The organism is Embleya sp. NBC_00888, from assembly GCF_045207655.1.
Lineage (GTDB): Bacteria > Actinomycetota > Actinomycetes > Streptomycetales > Streptomycetaceae > Embleya.
In genome coordinates, this window is record NZ_CP108785.1 from 1,675,534 (window position 1) to 1,694,043 (window position 18,510).

At 71.2% G+C, this 18,510-nt stretch carries 15 protein-coding genes and 1 pseudogene; 6 read left to right on the forward strand and 10 right to left on the reverse strand.

The features are described 5' to 3' along the window. Positions 1-132 precede the first annotated feature (132 nt). The 4 genes from OG948_RS41635 to OG948_RS41650 all read left to right on the forward strand — a co-directional run bounded on the left by OG948_RS41635 (position 133) and on the right by OG948_RS41650 (position 5,153). On the forward strand, positions 133-1,161 hold the full coding sequence (locus OG948_RS41635; protein WP_395860444.1) for a carbohydrate ABC transporter permease: 1,029 nt from the start codon (positions 133-135) through the stop codon (positions 1,159-1,161). Continuing rightward, positions 1,158-2,069 (forward strand): carbohydrate ABC transporter permease, encoded by a 912-nt coding sequence (locus OG948_RS41640; RefSeq protein WP_331770176.1) that lies wholly within the window; start codon positions 1,158-1,160, stop codon positions 2,067-2,069. The genes OG948_RS41635 and OG948_RS41640 overlap by 4 nt, the downstream gene beginning before the upstream one ends. Positions 2,070-2,203: 134 nt before the next feature. Next, positions 2,204-3,838 carry a glycoside hydrolase family 13 protein gene (locus OG948_RS41645; RefSeq protein WP_331770177.1) on the forward strand — a complete coding sequence of 545 codons (1,635 nt, stop codon included), beginning with the start codon at positions 2,204-2,206 and terminating at the stop codon, positions 3,836-3,838. Positions 3,839-4,133: 295 nt separating this feature from the next. Beyond that, positions 4,134-5,153: a LacI family DNA-binding transcriptional regulator gene (locus OG948_RS41650; RefSeq protein ID WP_331770178.1), complete on the forward strand. Its 1,020-nt coding sequence runs from the start codon at positions 4,134-4,136 to the stop codon at positions 5,151-5,153. A gap of 69 nt (positions 5,154-5,222) precedes the next feature. Here OG948_RS41650 and OG948_RS41655 read toward each other — a convergent pair. The 4 genes and pseudogenes from OG948_RS41655 to OG948_RS41670 all read right to left on the reverse strand — a co-directional run. Next, positions 5,223-5,372, reverse strand: a pseudogene (locus tag OG948_RS41655) (peptidase); the annotation flags it as partial. Between the two features lie 193 nt (positions 5,373-5,565). Beyond that, on the reverse strand, positions 5,566-6,066 hold the full coding sequence (locus OG948_RS41660; protein ID WP_331770179.1) for a hypothetical protein: 501 nt from the start codon (positions 6,064-6,066) through the stop codon (positions 5,566-5,568). Between the two features lie 321 nt (positions 6,067-6,387). Continuing rightward, positions 6,388-6,681: a hypothetical protein gene (locus OG948_RS41665; protein ID WP_331770180.1), complete on the reverse strand. Its 294-nt coding sequence runs from the start codon at positions 6,679-6,681 to the stop codon at positions 6,388-6,390. A gap of 83 nt (positions 6,682-6,764) precedes the next feature. Then, positions 6,765-7,862, reverse strand: a complete 1,098-nt coding sequence (locus OG948_RS41670; protein WP_331770181.1) for a DUF2156 domain-containing protein — start codon at positions 7,860-7,862, stop codon at positions 6,765-6,767. 477 nt (positions 7,863-8,339) lie between these two features. On the opposite strand from OG948_RS41670, the gene OG948_RS41675 reads away from it, so the two are divergent. After that, complete coding sequence (locus OG948_RS41675; RefSeq protein WP_331770182.1) at positions 8,340-8,981, forward strand: permease-like cell division protein FtsX; 642 nt, start codon at positions 8,340-8,342, stop codon at positions 8,979-8,981. 215 nt (positions 8,982-9,196) lie between these two features. Here OG948_RS41675 and OG948_RS41680 read toward each other — a convergent pair whose 3' ends face one another. The 4 genes from OG948_RS41680 to OG948_RS41695 form a co-directional block, all read right to left on the reverse strand. Further along, complete coding sequence (locus OG948_RS41680) at positions 9,197-10,132, reverse strand: hypothetical protein (RefSeq protein WP_331770183.1); 936 nt, start codon at positions 10,130-10,132, stop codon at positions 9,197-9,199. 10 nt (positions 10,133-10,142) lie between these two features. Further along, positions 10,143-10,355: a hypothetical protein gene (locus OG948_RS41685; RefSeq protein WP_331770184.1), complete on the reverse strand. Its 213-nt coding sequence runs from the start codon at positions 10,353-10,355 to the stop codon at positions 10,143-10,145. 285 nt (positions 10,356-10,640) lie between these two features. Further along, positions 10,641-12,884 (reverse strand): MMPL family transporter, encoded by a 2,244-nt coding sequence (locus OG948_RS41690; RefSeq protein ID WP_331770185.1) that lies wholly within the window; start codon positions 12,882-12,884, stop codon positions 10,641-10,643. A 747-nt stretch (positions 12,885-13,631) separates the two neighbouring features. Beyond that, the gene (locus OG948_RS41695; protein ID WP_331770186.1) at positions 13,632-14,801 is read right to left on the reverse strand and encodes an alkaline phosphatase PhoX; all 1,170 of its coding nucleotides are present in this window, start codon (positions 14,799-14,801) and stop codon (positions 13,632-13,634) included. A 255-nt stretch (positions 14,802-15,056) separates the two neighbouring features. Between OG948_RS41695 and OG948_RS41700 the strand changes: the two genes are divergently transcribed. Next, positions 15,057-15,638: a TIGR03086 family metal-binding protein gene (locus OG948_RS41700; protein ID WP_331770187.1), complete on the forward strand. Its 582-nt coding sequence runs from the start codon at positions 15,057-15,059 to the stop codon at positions 15,636-15,638. Between the two features lie 61 nt (positions 15,639-15,699). Here OG948_RS41700 and OG948_RS41705 read toward each other — a convergent pair whose 3' ends face one another. Together OG948_RS41705 and OG948_RS41710 are read right to left on the reverse strand one after the other, a co-directional pair. After that, on the reverse strand, positions 15,700-17,457 hold the full coding sequence (locus OG948_RS41705) for a hypothetical protein (protein ID WP_331770188.1): 1,758 nt from the start codon (positions 17,455-17,457) through the stop codon (positions 15,700-15,702). A 111-nt stretch (positions 17,458-17,568) separates the two neighbouring features. After that, the gene (locus tag OG948_RS41710) at positions 17,569-18,492 is read right to left on the reverse strand and encodes a LysR family transcriptional regulator (protein ID WP_331770189.1); all 924 of its coding nucleotides are present in this window, start codon (positions 18,490-18,492) and stop codon (positions 17,569-17,571) included. Between the last annotated feature and the right edge of the window lie 18 nt (positions 18,493-18,510).

Below are 18,510 nucleotides of genomic sequence, written 5' to 3' on the forward strand. Positions count from 1 at the left end.
CGCGCACGTCGAACGGGTGGGCGCATGCTCGATCCCCGGGCCCACCCGCCCCAACCCCCAGGCACCGCACCGTGGCTGACGCTGCGTCAGGAACACGGACGGTGCGGTCGCAGGCTATGAGGCAGGACCATCATGACCACCACCATCGAGGCACCGGAGTCCCCCGGGTCGCCCTCCGTCCCCGAAGGCAAGACACCGCGCAAACCCGCCGCGGGCCGCTTCCGTCGGATCCTGCGCCGGTTGCGCAGGTCGTACGACTCGCACTGGTACGCCTGGGCCATGGTGCTCCCGGTCGTCCTGGTCCTGGGTGTGCTGGTGGGATACCCGCTCGTCCGCGGGCTCTACTACTCGTTGACCGACATCAACGAGGCCAACATGGGCCGCACGATCGGGGTCAACCACATCCCCGCCACCTACGAGTGGGTGGGCCTGAAGAACTACCGCAACGTGCTCTCCGGCAGCGACGGCAACTTCTACCCGAAGTTGCAGTGGACGATGATCTGGACGGTCTCCTGCGTCGTCCTGCACTACACACTCGGCCTGGGCCTCGCGGTGCTGCTCAACCGCAAGGTCCGGTTCAGCGGGATGTACCGGATCATGCTCGTCGTCCCGTGGGCGGTGCCCGCGTTCGTCTCCGCGTTCGCGTGGCGGCTGATGCTCAACAAGGACAACGGCGTGATCAACTCGATCCTCGGCGGCGCGGGCATGGACCCCGTCGACTGGCTCGGGCAGCCGACCACGGCCAAGATCGCCGTGATCATGGTCAACGTCTGGATCGGCGTGCCGTTCAACATGGTGGCGATCCTGGGCGGACTCCAGTCGATCCCCCAGGAGCAGTACGAGGCCGCCGAGATGGACGGGGCCACGCCCTGGCAGCGCTTCCGCTACGTCACCCTGCCCGGCCTGCGCCCGATCAGCGCGACGATCATCCTGCTCGGCGTGATCTGGACGTTCAACCAGTTCGCCGTCATCTACCTGGTCACCGAGGGCGGGCCGTTCGGCTCCACGGAGATCCTGGTGACGTTCGCCTACAAGCTCGGGTTCGCCAACATCCGCGACTACGCCGGGGCCGCGACCTACGGGGCGATCATCCTGTCGATGCTCATCCTGTTCGCGACCGCCTACCGTCGCACCCTCGACCGCAAGGGGCAGGCGGCATGACCACGACCACCACACCCCGATCCGCCCAGGCCGAGCCCACCATGCCCGGCCGACGACCCACCGCACGGCCGCGCAGGCGGGCCCGCGGCGAACGCGGCCGACTCGCCTCGATCGCGCTGCACACCGCCCTCCTGATCGCGAGCGCGATCGGGATCTTCCCGGTCCTGTGGGTTGCGCTGACCTCGCTCAAGCCGGGCGACGACTGGCAAAAACCGGGCAGCTTCGCCGGGCTGTCCCTGGACAACTACCGCGACGTGCTCTCCGACGGCTCGTTCGTGCGCTGGTTCGGCAACTCGATCGTGGTCGCGCTCGGCACCACGCTGCTCGGCGTGTTCATCGCCGCGAGCGCCGGCTACGCCCTGTCCAGGATGCGATTCCCCGGCCACAAACCACTGATGTGGGCCTTCCTGGTCGTGCAGATGTTCCCGGTGGCCGTGCTCATCGTGCCGATGTACACGATCATGGCGAAGCTGCACCTGATCAACACCTACGGCAGCCTGATCCTCGCCTACTGCACGGTGGCCGTGCCGTTCTGCGCCTGGATGCTCAAGAGCTACTTCGACACGATCCCGCGCGAGATCGACGAGGCGGGACGGGTCGACGGACTGACCCCGTTCGGCACCTTCTGGCGGCTGATCATGCCGCTGGCCCGGCCCGGCCTCGCGGTGACCGCGTTCTACAGCTTCCTCACCGCGTGGGGCGAGGTCGCCTACGCGACGACCTTCATGAACGACCGCAAGCACTACACCCTCGCGGTCGGCCTGAGCACCTGGGTGGGCCAGTTCAAGAGCGAGTGGGGCCTGATGACCGCGGCCTCGGTGCTCATCACCATTCCCGCGGCGCTGGTCTTCTTCTTCGTCCAGCGACACCTGGTCTCCGGCCTCACCGCGGGCGGCACCAAATCCTGACCCCGGCACCGGGCCCCGGGAACCGGCCGCACACCCGGACACCATCCCTTCGCACCTCACCGCATCGCACCGCGTCGCACCGCGACACACCGCACCGCAACGCACCGTGAGCCCGACCGTACGACAGGACAGCCATGAACCTCCCCCTGACTCTCCCCGAGCCATCGCGGACCCGGGACAACCCCGGGCCCTGGTGGCGGGACGCGGTCATCTACCAGGTGTACGTGCGCAGCTTCGCCGACGGCAACGGCGACGGTGTGGGCGACCTGCTGGGCATCCGCACCCGGCTGCCCTACCTGCGCGACCTGGGCGTGGACGCGCTGTGGATCACTCCCTTCTACGCGTCGCCGATGGCCGACGGCGGTTACGACGTCGCCGACTACCGGGCGGTCGACCCGACCCTGGGCACCCTCGGTGACATCGACGCCCTGGTACGCGAGGCGCACGCACTGGGTCTGCGGGTGATCGTCGACATCGTGCCCAACCACACCTCGGACCGACACGCCTGGTTCCGCGAGGCCCTCGCCGCCGCACCGGGCGACGCCGCGCGCGAGCGCTACATGTTCCGCGACGGTCGGGGCGCGGACGGCGAACTGCCGCCCAACGACTGGGAGTCCGTCTTCGGCGGCCCGGCCTGGACCCGGGTGCCCGACGGTTCCTGGTACCTGCACCTGTTCGCCCCCGAGCAGCCCGACCTCAACTGGCACCACCCCGAGGTCCGCGCCGAGTTCCTGGACATCCTCGCCTTCTGGCTCAACCTCGGCGTGGACGGTTTCCGGATCGACGTCGCACACGGCATGTTCAAGGAACCCACGCTCGCCGACATCGGACACGACCGGCAGATCTCCCTGCTCGGCACGCAGGCCCTGCCGTACTTCGACCGCGACGAGGTCCACGAGATCTACCGCGACTGGCGGGCCCTGCTCGACACCTACCCCGGCGATCGGGTCGCGGTCGCCGAGGCATGGGTGCCCGATGCCGCGCGGCTCGCGCTGTACCTGCGCCCGGACGAGTTGCACCAGGCCTTCAACTTCCACTACCTGGGCACCGATTGGTCGGCACCGGCCTTCCGCGCGGTGGTCGACGACTCGCTCGCCGCCGTCGCCGACGTCGGCGCGCCCGCCACCTGGGTGCTCTCCAATCACGACGTGCAACGACACGTCACCCGCTACGGCGGCGGGCCGCTCGGGCAGGCCCGGGCCCGCGCCGCGGTGCTGCTCACCCTCGCGCTGCCCGGCTCCGCCTACCTCTACCAGGGCGAGGAACTCGGCCTTCCCGAGGTCACCGACCTGCCCGACGAGGTCCTCCAGGACCCGCAGTGGGAACGGTCCGGCCACACCGACCGCGGTCGCGACGGCTGCCGGGTGCCGATCCCGTGGGACGGCACCGAGGCGCCGTTCGGCTTCGGTCCGCCCGGGTCGCGCCAAAGCTGGCTGCCGGTACCGGCCGACTGGCAGGGCCTGAGCGTGCAGGCCCAGCGCGGCCGACCCGACTCGATGCTGGAGTTGTACCGCGAGGCCCTGCGCCTGCGCCGCGCCCTGCCGGGGCTGGGCGGCGGAACGCTGCGCTGGATCGACGCGCCGGACGGCTGCCTCGCCTTCGAGCGCGGCGCCGAGTTCGTGTGCGTGGTCAACTTCGGCGACGCGCCGGTGACGATCCCCGCGTACGGCCGGCAACTGCTCGCCGGTGCGCCCCTGGTCGCGGCCGAAGCGGGCGGCGTGCTGCTGCCGGCCGACACCGCGGTGTGGTGGGAGCGGACGGCCGAGTGAGTCGTGCACCGCTCGGCGGCACCGTGTGCGGGCACGGCGCCGCCGACGGTGACCTCGGCGGGCCGGGCCGCCGGTGCCCAGCCGTACCTTTTCCGTTCGTCGCGATCACCATCCGGGTGGCCGTCCGGGCGGGCCGCGTGACGCCCGGTCCGCCGCCGGTACGATCCGCCCCGCCTTCGCGGGCGGCGTCCCGCCCTTCGCCCCGCAGCGTGCTGACGACCCGTCACCTGTGTCGCAGCAGGAGGATTTCCCCGACATGACTTTCCCTTCGTCCGGTCAACTAGAGTCATCTCCCATGACCCCCAGGCTTTCCGACATCGCTGCTCAGGCAGGTGTGAGCGAGGCCACGGTCAGTCGCGTCCTCAACGGCAAGCCCGGCGTGTCCGCGGCCACCCGGCGGGTCGTCCTGGCCGCCTTGGACCTGCTGGGCTACGAGCGGCCGACCCGGTTGCGTCGGCGCAGCGCCGGCCTCGTGGGGCTGATCACGCCCGAGCTCGACAACCCGATCTTCCCCGCGTTCGCGCAGGTCATCGAAAGCGCGCTGACCCAGCGCGAGTTCACCCCGGTGCTGTGCACGCAGACCCCCGGCGGGGCGACCGAGGACGAGTTCACCCACCTGCTCATCGAGCGCGGGGTCTCCGGGATCATCTTCGTCTCCGGCATGCACGCCGACACCACGGCGGGTGTCGAGCGCTACACGAAGTTGTCGGCCGAGAACGTGCCGATGGTGATGATCAACGGCTACGCGGAGGGCGTGGACGCGCCCTTTCTCTCCACCGACGACCGGCTCGCGATGCGGCTCGCGGTCAGCCATCTCGTCGAGCTCGGGCACGAGAGGATAGGCCTGCTGTCCGGGCCGCGCCGATTCGTGCCGGTCATCCGCAAGGCCGAGGGCTTCCTGCGGACGATGGCCGAGCTCCTGGGCACCGACGAGGACGACGCCCTTCTGGAGAACACCATCTTCTCCTTCGAGGGTGGTGCCGCCGGCGCCCGGACGCTGCTCGACCAAAACGCCACCGCCCTGGTCTGCGGGAGCGATGTGATGGCCCTGGGCGCGATCACCACGATTCGCGAGCGCGGCCTCTCGGTCCCGCACGACGTCTCGGTGATCGGCTTCGACGACTCGCCGTTCATCGCGTATACCGACCCGCCGCTGACCACCATCCGCCAGCCGGTGCAGGCCATCGGACTGGCGGCGGTCCGCGCGCTCTTCGACGAGTTGGCCGGCATCCCGGCGCCTCGGTCGGAGTTCGTCTTCCGCCCCGAACTCATCGTGCGCGGGTCGACGGGCTCGGGGCCGAGAATCCAGCGCTGACCCGTCGGGTCGGCCCGACCGACCCCGCCGGTGCGGCATCGCCCCGCCGGTCGGCCGCGACTGCGACCCCTACCGCCGGCGCGCAAGAGCCGCCAGGACGATCCGTTGGGCGACCGCGTTCATCGACTCGCCCTTCGCGTCCGTGGAGCCGACCGAGAAGACCAGGGTGCGCCTGAGGTCGGGGGTCGCGGCGATCACCGTGCCGTAGCCGTAGCGGGCGCGTGCGTCGGCTGCTCCCGAGGTCCGTGGGGATGTCGCCGACCAGTCTGCGGCCGTACGACATCCCCGCGGATCGTCGGCGAGGAGGACGCGACCCCTGATCTCGCCCCGGAGCAATTGCCCCATTCGGCGGTGGAGTTGTCGGGGATCGCCCCTGGAGGGCGCGGTAGCCCCGAAACCGCCGACGTCCGTGCTAACCCTCGATCGCGGGTGCCCGCGGAGTGAAGCGAAGTGTGTCGTGTTCCGGGTCCACGCCCGTGCCGATCTCCGATTCCAGGCCGTGCACGGTGACTTGGTACTCGTGGTCGACCTTGAACTCGGCGGTGACCAGGATGTGGAACGGCGAATTCGCGTCGATCCGGGCCTCGGTGACCGTGACCGCCGGGGTGATCGCGTAGTTGCCCGGGGGTGTCACGGTGTCCGGGTTGGGAGTGAGGTTGACCGCGAGCGTGAGGACGTCGGCGGTCGCGGCCGCGTCCTCGAGCGCGATCCTGGTCAGCGGTGGGCCGCCCGCGCACTCCGGGTCGCAGGCCGACGCCACGCCCACCTGCCATTCCCGTTCCAGGGCGGTGCCGGCCAGCGACAGGCCGAGCTCCACCTTTCCCTTCCCGGTGGGAAAGACCAGCCGCAACGACGCCGAGGTGAGCGCCGGCACCGCGTCCACCGGCAGGTCGTCCCACGCGTCCCCACCCATACGCCCACTCCCCCTGTCGTCCGACGGCTTCCGGGGGACGCCCGCCACACCCGCGGCACACCGCTCGCCGCCTCGGGAGGCGCCCGGTCCGAGTCACGACCGTGAGGTACCGGCGCAACTGCACAGAGATCGAGTACCGTTGGTTGCCCGACAATCACATTACGCAACCGAGCGGTGGGCACAACAGCCTTGGGGAATCCCGGGCTTCGTGGTATCGGGGCGCCGGAGCCCGAGCGCCGGGCCGTGGGTGCGAACACCCGTGCTGTCGACCGCCGTTGCCCGGTGCCGGCCGCCGTCGGTGGGTTCCCGTCGGGTGGAACGTCAGGGCCTCGTCGGGCAGACATCCGGTCGTTGTGGAGCACCGTCGGCGCCGAGCAGGTGTAGCAGGTCGCCGAATCGCACCGGATCGCCCGCGATCATCTCGGCGTCGAGTTGCCATCCTCCCCCGTTCTCGGCGAACGTCCCGGTGAAGTACGTCGCGTGGGCGTCGGGATCGGAGCGGGGCCGGCAACCGATGTGCGCGCCGAGGACCAGGCCGTTGTCCCCGGTGTACTCCAGGAGCACACCGATGTCCGTGTCCGTCCCGGCCGGGTCGAGTCGAGCCGGGGCCGGCACACGGCACCTCGTTCCGATCCCACGGGGCCGGCTCCGGTGGGCCCACGCCGCCGCGAACCCACCGAGACGTCACGGACAACCGATCACAACACCCGGGTTGCCCGCAGCAGACGCCACACCGCTGCCACACGAACACGATCCTGGAAAGCCAGGTACTCGGGTTCACACACGTGCGGGGCCCACTTGAGCTTGAAGGCCGCCTGCGTCCTCGCCGGGTAGAGTTCGCGCCCGGGCCTCGCCCCCTGCCGGATCGCCCATCCGAGGAAACCCGAGGCACAGGGCGGTTCGTGCTCGTCCGCCAGCCCGACGAACGGCGCGAGCCCGAGATGCAACCAGCCCGCACCCTCCTCGGTGAAACGACTCAACGCGGTGAGGTTGATCAACTCGTGGGTGCCGACCGGGGCTTGCGGACGACGTCGGGAGAGATCGCACAACCACCCCGGTCGACTCCCCCAGGCCGGCGCGTACGTGATGTAGGCAACGGTCGTCCCGCGGTGGCGCGCTACGAACGTGCGGCGCAGCGTCCGGCCGATCCCGCCGTGTTCGCCGACCATGAACGCCAATTGCCGCACGTAGCGTCCCTTGTCGCGCAGCCACTCCCGGTCGATGTCGTCCAGGGTGCGTCGATCGGGCAGGGCTTCGGATCCCACCTCCGTGACGGTGACCCCCTCCCGCCGGGCCCGGGAGACGTTCTGGCGGACCTTGGCCAGGGCCTTGCCACGCAGCGTGAAGCGGGACAGGTCGATGCCGTACGAGACACCGAGTTGGTTGATCACGAATCCGCGGTCGGCGTAGACGGCGATGTCGTGGGAGCGAAGCTGAACCGCGGTCAGCGACCTCGGCCGGCCCGGGCCGTGGCCGAGCATGTGCAGATACTCGTCCAGCAGGCGTCCTCGGTCCGCGGGCGCCGCGAAGGGTCCGGCGAACTGGATGTGATGCGGGTAGCCCGGCCGAAAGGCGACGAGCCCGGGAACGCCGCGCCCGTAGTAGTGCCGGGTCCGGGAATTGACCGCCAGGAAGGCACTCGGATGATCGGCGTGGGTGCGCAGCACCTCGATCGCGTTCCGCCCGCTCGCCACCGACTGCTGCGCACCCTGCGACGGAACCGCGGCGACCTCGGCCGCCGCCCCTTCACTCGACCCCGGGTCCCGCTCACCCGACGCCGGGACGGCAGCCTTCATCGTCGCCCCCATGCGACCGTCGGCGCAGGCCGGTCCCCCGCGCACTCGACGGCGCCGAAGCCGACGAGCGTCGTGGGTACGGCCCACCTCGGGTATCGCCGTTCCGTGCCGAAACGGATCCGCGAACTCGTGTCGTTGTCTCGTGCCGCGACGAAGGACGGCTCTTCTCTGCCGAAGGTCATGGCTTCCCTGAACTCGGGGCGATCATGTCGCAAGGACAAACGAGCCGTCCGGACGTGCCGACACGCCCTCCCGCGAAATCACCCACGAGTTTCACTCGATCCATCGCACACACCGCCTCGGGCCCCACCGGCCGGAAAGCGACCCCTGGTCCGCGACGGGCCGACCGCCTACGTGGCGGCGGCCGTCCACTGATCGGCGGTGGTCGATCAGGCGTCGCGCGGACGGACGACCGGCCGCTCGGTGCGGGCGCCGCCGACTACGCTCGGGGGCGGGACGTTCACGACGGGGGCGGACATGACCTATCGGATCACATCGCGCGCCGGCGGGGTCGGCGTCGGATGTGCGGCGGCACTGCTGTCGATCACGACGGCAGTCGGGTGCTCCGACGGCGATGGCGGGAAATCGCACCCGAAACAGGCGGAGTCGGCGCCCTCGGCAGTCGCCGGGTCGGCCGGGCCCGGATCAGCCGGGCCCGGATCGGCCGGGCCCGGATCGGCCGGGCCCGGATCGGCCGGCGCGAACGAGAAGGCCCCCACCTGGGGCCCGGACAACCTGCCACCGGGCGTCGACTATTGGGCCGGCAAGGCGGACCTGACGGTTTTCCTGTGCCAGGTCTCGGACCCGAGGACCGGCGGCTGCTCCGACGGCGCCGCCACCCCTGCCCGGCGCGAGGAGATCCTCGCCGCGCTCGAGGCCATGCCGCAGGTCGAGCAGGTGTACTTCGAGAACCGGCAACAGGCATGGGAGCTGTTTCGCGCGCAGAACCCGAACTCGCCCCTCGCCGACGTCATCACCGCCGACCAACTCCCGGAATCCTTCCGGGTCAAGCTCAAGGACCCCACCACGGTCACAGCGGTGACCTCGGCGTTGGCCGGACGCCCCGGCATCGTGTCCACCAAGCCGCACACCCCCGAGACCCATGCATCGGTCCGGTAGTCCCCCAGCGCCCCCGACCGGCACGACAGCCCCACCCACCGACTCGAGACCGACCCACCCCCGGTCCGACGGAGTCCGTCGGCGCCGGTGGGGCGGGTTGACCATCACGCTGGATCCGGCACCGCGACCGGCGCTTCTCATTCCTGATCGGCACACAGGGTGCAGACCGCGCTACCCGTGGTCCGCAAGGACGCGGGCGCGGCGAAGCAGCGGCTTCACCGCCCGTGCGTGGGGTTTTCCGTGGAAGTGGCACTCGTGCTTCGTCGGCTCGGGTCCGGGGTCGTCGTCGCCTCGATCAGGTTCTCCAGTTCGGGGTCGGGCCAGGGCAGTTCGGGGGACAGGGGTGGGCGGTGTCGGCCTGTGGCGATGTCCTCGAGGATGTCTCGGGGGGTGACGTCGGGGCCGAGCAGGCGGGTGGTGGCGGGGGCGTGGCCGGTCCACGCCCAGCGCAGCGACGCGCCGAGGCTGTAGATCTCGGCGGCGGTGGTGAGGGTGATGTCGACGTCGGGTTCGGTGCCGAGGAGTTCGCGGGCGATCTCGGGGGCCGTGGATTGGTCCATGCCGCCTCGGTAGGGGCCCGGCAGGGGGAGGTCGTGGCGGTGGTGGCTGAGGTCGTGGTCGATGAACTCGACGGCACCGTCCGGGGTGACCAGGATGTTGGCCGGTTGTACGTCGCCGTGGCGCCATCCCGCGGCGTGGAGTCGGTGGAGGGCGGTGAACGCGTGGTGGGCGATGGCGCGGAGCCACCGGCCGTGCTCGGGTGTCGGGGTTTCGCGGGCGGCTCGGCCCCAGTCCCACAGGGTGGTGCCCGAACGCCAGGGGATTGCGGTCCACGCGCCTTGGGCGAGGCGTCCGCTGGTGGCGTCGACGGGGTGCAGGCCTCGGGCGTGGAGGAGCGCGACGGCGTGGGCCTCGTGCAACAGCGGTGCGGCGTCGGCGGGTTCGGTCGCCGTCTTGATCTTCCACTGCCCGACGCGCCAGGCCGTGGTGTGGTCCTGGGTGAGCGGGCGTGGGGGGTCGTCGATGCCCAGGTGGCGCAGGGCGGCGGCGAGCAGCGGGTCCATCGTCACATCCTCGCGGGTGCGCGCGTGATCGGCGGGCGCGCCGAGCCGTTGCCACGGGGCGACTTCGGTCGGGCGCACACCGATCACGCGCGCGTCGTCAGTCGTCCTTCTTCCAGCGGCCCGCTTCCTGGGTGCCGGTGTAGTTCGCCATCGCGGCGGGGTCGGCCACGTGGATCAGCGGTGTTCCGTCGGCGACGACGTTGAGGCCGAGGTCGGGGTCGAAGCGGTGCTCGGGCAGCGGCCGGCGGTGCCTGCCGCCGGCGGGGGCGGGCGCGGGGGCCCTGCGGGTGAGGATCAGGGGTCGAACCATGAGGCTTCTCCTGTCCGTTCGGTGCGGGCACCGGGCGTCGGGACGTGCCGACCGGGCCGTACTTCGAGTGAACCCCGCGTCGCCCCGCGGGTACAGAGTCCGGTGGCTTAAAAGGTGGGAAACGGCGAGCGCCACCGCCCCGCCGCATCGGATCCGAAGGATCCGCACCGCCGAGCCTCCTTAAACGACTTGCCGTTCGTTATAAGCGATAACTCCCTCGAACCACAGACACCCGCCGTGCTGCACATCGGCAGCACGGCGGGTGTCGGTCGCCTCGGGGCCCCGTCAGTGGACCTTCACCAGGTCGGGGCCCGGTACTTCCTCCCCGGCGTTGTCCGCGGCCCGGGCGTCGATGTGCTTCCGCAGACTCTCGCCCTCCACGTCGACGTTCGGCAGGATGCGGTCGAGCCACTTCGGCAGCCACCACGCGGACTTGCCCAGCAGGGCGAGCACGGCCGGGACGACCGCCATGCGTACCACGAAGGCGTCCAGGAACACGGCCGCGGCGAGGCCGAAACCGATCATCTTGATCATCGAGTCGGTGGCCCCGATGAAGCCGGCGAAGACCGCGATCATGATGATCGCCGCGGCGGTGACCACGCGTGCGCCGTGCTTGAAGCCGCTGACGATCGACTCACGCGGGCTCTCGCCGTGCACGAACGCCTCACGCATTCCGGTGACGAGGAAGACCTCGTAGTCCATCGCCAGGCCGAACACCACGCCGATCAGGAAGATCGGCATCATGCTCATGATCGGGCCGGTCTGTTCGACACCGAACAGTTCGTTCAGCCAGCCGTACTGGAAGACCATGACCACCGAGCCGAGCGCCGCGGCGACCGACAACAGGAATCCGAGGGCTGCCTTGAGCGGCACCAGGATCGACCGGAACACCGCGATCAGCAGCAGGAAGGCGAGCCCGACCACGAGGATCAGGTACGGGAGCAGCGCGTCGTTGAGCTTCTGCGAGAAGTCGATGTTCAACGCGGGGGTACCGCTGACCAGCGTCTTCGACCCGCTCACGGAGTCGGCCTTCTTGACGGTGGAGCGGATGTCGTGGACGAGCGTCTCGGTCTTCGGGTCGCTCGGCTTGGTCGTCGGCGTGACCTGGATGGTGGCCAGGTTGCCGGCGTCGTTGAAGGCGACGGCACCGACGGACGCGACGCCCTTGCCCTTGAGGGCCTCCACCTGTCGGCGGACCGCCTCGGCGGCGGACGGGCTGTCCTTGCTCTTGGCGGTGTCCACGACCAGCATCAGCGGACCGTTGAACCCGGGGCCGAAGCTCTCGGCGAGCATGTCGTACGCCTGGCGCTGCGTGGTGCTGGTCGGCTGCGCGCTGTCGTCCGGCAGGCCGAGGTTCATGCTCGCCGCGGGCAGCGCGACGGCGCCGAGCCCGACCACGGAGAACAGCAGTACGGCCACCGGGTGGCGCAGTACGAAGCGGGCCCAACGCGAGCCCATGTTCGACTTGTCCTGGCTGTGACCGAGACCGGCCTCGTGGTTGGCCGCGCGCTTGCGGTCCTTGCGGCCGAAGATGCGCTTGCCGGCGAAGCCCAGCAGCGCCGGCACGAAGGTCAGCGCCACGAGGACGGCGATCACGACGGTGAAGGCCGCGGCCAGACCCATCTCGGTGAGCACCGGGATGTTCACCACGGCCAGGCCGGACAGCGCGATGACGACGGTGAGCCCGGCGAAGACGACCGCCGAACCCGCGGTGCCCACGGCCCGCCCGGCGGCCTCCTCCGGTTCACGCCCCAGCCTCAGCTCGGTGCGGTATCGGGAGACGATGAACAGCGCGTAGTCGATGCCGACCGCGAGACCGATCATCATCGCCAGCGTGGACGTGCTCTCGGAGAGGTCGAAGATGCCGGCCACCGCGGTGATCCCGGCTATGCCGATGCCGACCCCGAGGATCGCGGTGAGCAGCGGCAGCCCGGCGGCGATCATCGCACCGAAGGTGATCGCGAGCACGACGGCCGCCACCCCCACACCGATGATCTCGCCGTTGCCCACGCTCGACTCGGCGACCAGCGCGTCGCCGCCCACCTCGACGGTCAGCCCCGCGCTCTGGCCCTGCTTCACGGCGCCCTTGAGGATGTCGCGGGACGAGTCCTTGAGCAGGTCGGCCCCGACCAGGTAGTCCACCGTCGCGTACGCGGTCCTGCCGTCGGCGCTCAGCGTCGCGGCCGAGAACGGGTCGGAGGCGTCGGCGATCTCCTGGGTGCCGCGCAGTGCGCCCATCGTCTTCTCGACGCCGGCCTTGTTCTGCGGGGCGTCGATCCGCTGCCCGTCGGGGGCCCGGAAGACGATGCGTGCGGTGGCCCCGCCACCTCCGGAGTCCGGACTGCGCTCCTCGAGCAGGTCGAGGGCCTTCTGTGCCTCGATCCCGGGGATCGAGAACGGCTTGGCGGCGGGCTTGGAGGCGGATGCGGCACCCACGCCGACGGCGACGAGGATCGCCACCCAGATCAGCAGGGCGAGTCGCCTCCGGCGGAACGTCAAGCGCCCGAGTCGATACAGGAAGGTAGCCATGGAAACGGATCTCCGGGTCGGTCGAGGGGTCGACAACGGCCCGCGGGCCCGGCCCGGGGCGGCAGGCATCGCCGATCGGGCGGAACGCGGAAGTGTCGGCGCGCCGAGGCAAGGCATACGGACGTGCCGGGAACTGCGGTACGAGGGATCAAGGCAAGGGAGGACTCACCACGCTGGGCGGGAGTCCGGGCGCGGCACACCACTGGAGCGGGTGCCGCGCGTCGGTGAAGCGATCGGGTCGGGCGTGGAACGAGGCGGATCCGGGTCAGGCCGGACAGCGTCCGCCGAACGACCGGGCAGTCGACGGACGCCGGCGGTCCACCGGGCGGTCGTCGTGGGTGCCGGGCCGACGGTGCGGATGCTGCATGCGGCGAGTCTCCTGACTGGGCGGTGAATGCTCCACCGACCCGGGGTCCGCGAAAGTTTGGTGTATGGGTCTGACTCTAGAAAGTATTGCGGCCGGATCACCGTCACGACTCCCCCGCAGGGCTTGACGTCGCGTACTACGAGGGACGTAGAAACGAAGCGCTACTACCGCCCCTGCACTGCGCCCGATCTCCACCCTGTGCCCACCCGCACCGCCGGCCGGCCGCGCTGAATGGGTTCACCATCCCCGATCCCGCGACCTCGTCCGCCATCGGGTCCACAACACCGGTGACGGCAGCGGGGACGGGCGGCGGCCGCCGCTCCGGGCTCGCTCGCCCGCCCGTTCCCGCTTCGGGGCCGAACAGCCCCGCACCGCAAGTGTCAACCCGCGTCGCGGAAGGGCCCCGTCACCTCGAACGTCACTCCGGCCGCCGGGGAGTTGGAGGTGCCGCGCTGGGAGGAGAGGTACAACCGCCGCCCGTCGGGGGAGAACGCCGGGCCGGTGATCTCGGAGCCGTCGTGGCCGGTCACCTGGAGGAACGGCGCGACCGTGTCGTCCGGGGTGATCAGGCAGATCTGCAGGTCACCGCCGTCCTCGGCGACGAACAGGTCGCCGTTGGGCCGCCCGGTGATGTTGTCCACCCCGGTCAGCGGCGCGGACCCGGCGGGCACCAGGTCGTCGTCGTACGCGATGTCCAGTACGCCCGTCGCCGCGTCGTACACCCACACCCGGTTGTCGCCCTTGGTGGTGAACCACACCCGTCCGTCCCGGTAGTGCACGCCCTCGCCGCCCTTGAAGCGGCGTGCCTCGGCGACCTGGTTGCGCGTTCCGGCAAGCCAGTCGCCGGGTCGGGGTACGGTCCGCCAGGTCACCGGACCGGTCACCGGCGCGGCCGGGGCGCACAGCACGTCCAGGCGTCCGCGCGAGAGGTCGCCCCACGTGTCGGGGGTGAATCGGTAGAAGCAGCCGTCGGATTCGTCCTCGGTCAGGTAGATCACGCGACGGTCCGGGTCGGCGGCGGCGGCCTCGTGCTTGAAGCGCCCCATGGCGTCGCGCTTGACCGCTCCGGTGCGGCCGTACGGGTCGGTCTCCCACACCCGCCCGAACGCGATCTCCTCACACGAGAGCCACGTTCCCCACGGTGTGGCCCCGCCCGCGCAGTTCACGTTCGAGCCGCCGAGGATGGAATAGGCGCCGACGATGCTCCCGTCCGCGGCGAAGCGCAGTGCCGAGACCCCACCCACCAGCGGGAGTTCGGAGTTGGAGACGTAGATCCACCCGGCTCCGTCCCGGAAGCAGGCACCGCCGTCCGGGGCTCCGTGCCACAGGTGGGTGGTTCCCGTGACCAACCGTCCGCTCTTGGCCACCACGCGCGAGGTGAACCCGGCCGGCAGCCGTACGCCGTTGGCGTCCGGCAGCGAGAGCGCGCCGTAGGGCCCGGTGCCCGGCTGCGCGGGGCCCGCGTGCGCGGCGGACGCCCACAGCGAGCCACCGAGCACCAGCCCGCCCGTTCCGACGGCCGTGCCCCGCAGGAATGTACGCCGATCCATGTCGTACTCCCTTCCGGCGACGGCCGGAACCGCCGCATGCGACTGGCGTTACCAGTGGGTACGTTACGACCGAAGCACTGTCACGGGATACGCGCACGAGTGAACTCCCGGTGACGATCGGGCGTCCGGGCCGCCCCGCCGGCGCGGGACGCTCGCCGGGAGGGCGTACCGACCGACGCCGTCGGCCCGCCGCGACGACGACACGTGTCGCGTTTGTTCAATCCGTGCCGGCAGACCCGCGCCTAGTGTTCACGCATGACCGAAACGATCAGCGAGCTCCTCCGGCACGCTTCCCGCGAGGCGGTCGCGGTGATCGGCGCGATCACCGACGAGGAGTTGCGCCTGCCCACGCCCTGCGCCGACTACCAGGTGCGCGACCTGCTCAATCACCTCTACCACGTGGTCGTGAACTTCCAGGCCCTGGCCGCCAGGGAATCGGCGGACTTCTCCACGACTCCCGACTTCCTGGTCGGCGAATGGCGGGCGGGCTTCGAGGCCGAGACGACCCGGCTCGTCGCGGCGTGGGCGGCGCCCGGTGCCGAGGAGGGCATGTCGGGCGGCATGGGCCTGCCCGCGCGGATCGTGGGGTGCATGGCGCTCCTCGACCTGACCGTGCACGCGTGGGATCTCGCCCGCGCCACCGGCCGGGAGTACACACCGCCCCCGCGGGTGATCCCCGCGTTGCGCGAACTCGTCGACACGATGGCCGTGACCGCGCGCGAGATGAAGGTCTTCGCCGAGCCCGTCCCCACCGCCGAGAACGCCTCGCCGTTCGACGACCTGCTCTCGCGCACCGGCCGCGACCCGCACTGGAATCCGACCCCCGCGAGGGCGTGACCACGACCGGCGCCGCGCCCGCCGCCACTGCCACGCTCCGCCGCGCCCCCGACGCGTCACGTCATTGCCCGACCGCGACGATCGCTGCGACCGTGTCGAGCAGTTCGAGGAGCGTGCCGGGGAACTCGGGCAGCATGCGGATCGCGATCGTCCATGCCTCCACCGAGTCGCCCAGTCGGTCGATCGCGCCGGCCGCGCGCAGGTCGCGGACGATCCACCGTTCGTGCTCTTGCGGATCCGTGGTGATCGGTACGCCCATAGTGAGCATCAGCGCCATACCGGCCGGTGCGCAGTGGGCGCTGATGTCGCGCACGGTGAGGGTGCCGCGCTCGATGGAGTCCCGGACCCAGGACGCCCTTCCGGTGTAGGCGTTCGGCCGCAATCGCAGGCCGTCGAGCAGGATTTCGCGGGGGCAGTCCGGCCGCTGGACGAGAGCGTCGACGGGGCCGAGGGTCAGCGGTCGGACCGCGCGCGCCGCGACCAGTTCCGGCCACGGGATCGGTACGCCCTCGTCGGTCAGGTACCTGATCGCATCGCTGCCCCGGCGAATCTCCGCGACCACGTGCGCCGGATCCCCGGCGGTCGCGGCGTACCGACGCATGCGGTCGAGACCCTCGGGTTCGGCGAGCGCCTCGCGCACGTACCGGGCCACCTCGGCGTCGAAGGGAGGAGCCGCGGTTCTCCCCTGCCGCGCCGGCGGGGTGACGTCGTCCAGCAGCGCACGCACCGCGTCCGCACCGCCGCGTTCCCAGACCACGACCAGTTCGGCGATCGCCTTCCGATTCCCGGGCTCGTGCGCGTCCAGGCACCGCAGGGCGTCGACCGCGGGCGCGATCTCGGCGAGGACGCGATCTGCGGACAACCAACCGTATCGCTGCCGGCGGCGGATGAACTCCGGCCACCACTTGGGGTCGTGCTCGAGTTCGGGATCCACCGACAGGTCGTCCGGCAGCCGGTGGGCGAGCCGGGCGGTGACCGCGCGATCGTGCCGGTACGCCTCGCGCACGAGGTCTTCGGGGCAGTCGGGTTCCATCACCAGTCGGGTGAGGACATACGCCGGGCAGGGGTTGCGTGCCTGTTCGGCTCGGACCAGGTCCCAGTTGATCACCGTCGAGCCGCGCTCGGTACGGGCCCGCCGGGTCGCCAGTAGCCACAGGCCCGTGGGGTCCGGGGGGCCGGCCGGCTCCTCGTCGATCCGGGCGAGCAGTCCGGGGTGCCCCAGCTCGTCCTCCTCCCGCGCGCGGCGCACGAAGTCCGCGAACTCGGCCGGACCGACCAGCTCGCGCAGCCCGCGCACGCGGTCGAGCAGCAGATCGGGCGGCATCCGCGAGCCGATCCGCACCAGCGTGGCCGCGAGGACCTCGCCGAACGGGGTGTACAGGAGTTCGTGCCGGAAGACGTGGTCCCCCTCGACGAGCCAAGGGACGAGTCCGTCCGGCGCGCGCCAACCCGGATCGGCCGGGTCCGCCGCGGCCATCACCGCCGCCATCACCTCGGCCGGATCCCAGTCGTTGCGCCGGAACGTGCACAACGCGCGGCCCAGCTCGGGCCGACCCAGCCGGGCGAGCGCGCACAGCGCCGCCGTCCCGGCGAACTCCGCCTCCGCCAGGGCAAGTTGCAGCTCCACGTCGCCCGATGCGAGCACCACGTCCAGGAGCCCGGGCGGCACTCGGTGCGCCTTCCCCAACAACTGCGTGCACTGGGCCCGCAGTCGGCCCAGCAACGCCTCGGCGCCATCGGGCCGAACGGCGCGAAAGGCCGCCGCCACGCCGGCGTGCGTCGCCTCCCCCTCGTACCACCGGTCCCGCTCCACCGACATGGCCGGGACGCTACGCGATCCACCCCGCCCCCGCCGCGAGCAGGCCCCCGCCCGCGCCCCGCCGGATGGGCCGCCGCCGCACGCGGCCGGCTCCGTGGTCCCGGATCGGGGTCAGGTGCCGAGGTCGGTGCCGGCGGCGAGGTGGAGCAGGCCGGCCGCGTCCCTGGCGGCCTGGCTGAAGGCGTGGATGTTGCTCGTCGGGGTGACGGCGAGCCAGGTGGGGATCCATTCCAGCGGTGGGGCGTCGCGGAAGGGGATGTAGGCGACGTCGGCGCGGGCGTAGTAGCGGGTGACCTGGGCGCCGACCACGAAGGCGCCCTCGCCGGCCCCGATCAGGGCCAGGGCCTCCTGGAGGGTCTCGAAGGGAGGGCCGGCTTCGATCGGTACGCCCGACGGGGTCCGCTGGGGTGTGCGCTCCGCGCGCCAGTAGTCGGGCGCGGTTCGCCCCGCCCGCAACAGCTTGACGGCGGCGAGGTCCTCCATGGAGACCGTGTCGCGACCGGCCAGGGCATGGGTCGAGGGCACGGCCAACATGCGCTGCTCGGAGAACAGGACCGGACCGTTGACCATGCCCGGCTCCTGATGCGGCAGGGTCACGATCACCAGGTCCACGTCACCGTCGCGCAGCCGAGGGAGGGCGTCGAAGATCTGCAGCTCCCTGGGTTGTACCCGGCAGCCGGGCAGCCGCTCGGCGTACAACCGGGCGGCGTGGAGCGTGAGTTGACCCACCGCGGGCCCCAGGAACCCGACCCGCAGCACGTGCTCGACACCCTTCGCGGTGTCGATCGCCTTCTGCAGCCCGGCCTCCAGCTCCCGGTACACCGGCAACAGATCGTCGTGGAGTTGCCGACCGGCCGCGGTCAGCCGGACGTTCCGGCTGGTGCGTTCGAACAGCGGGGTCCCGATCCTGCGTTCCAGCCGCTGGATCGTCTGGCTGATCCGGCCGGTGCTCAGGTGCAGGCGTTCGGCGGTGCGGCCGAAGTGCAGTTCCTCGGCCAGCGTCAGGAACGCCTCCAACTCCACCCGCTCGAGCATCGACGCGCCCCATCGTTG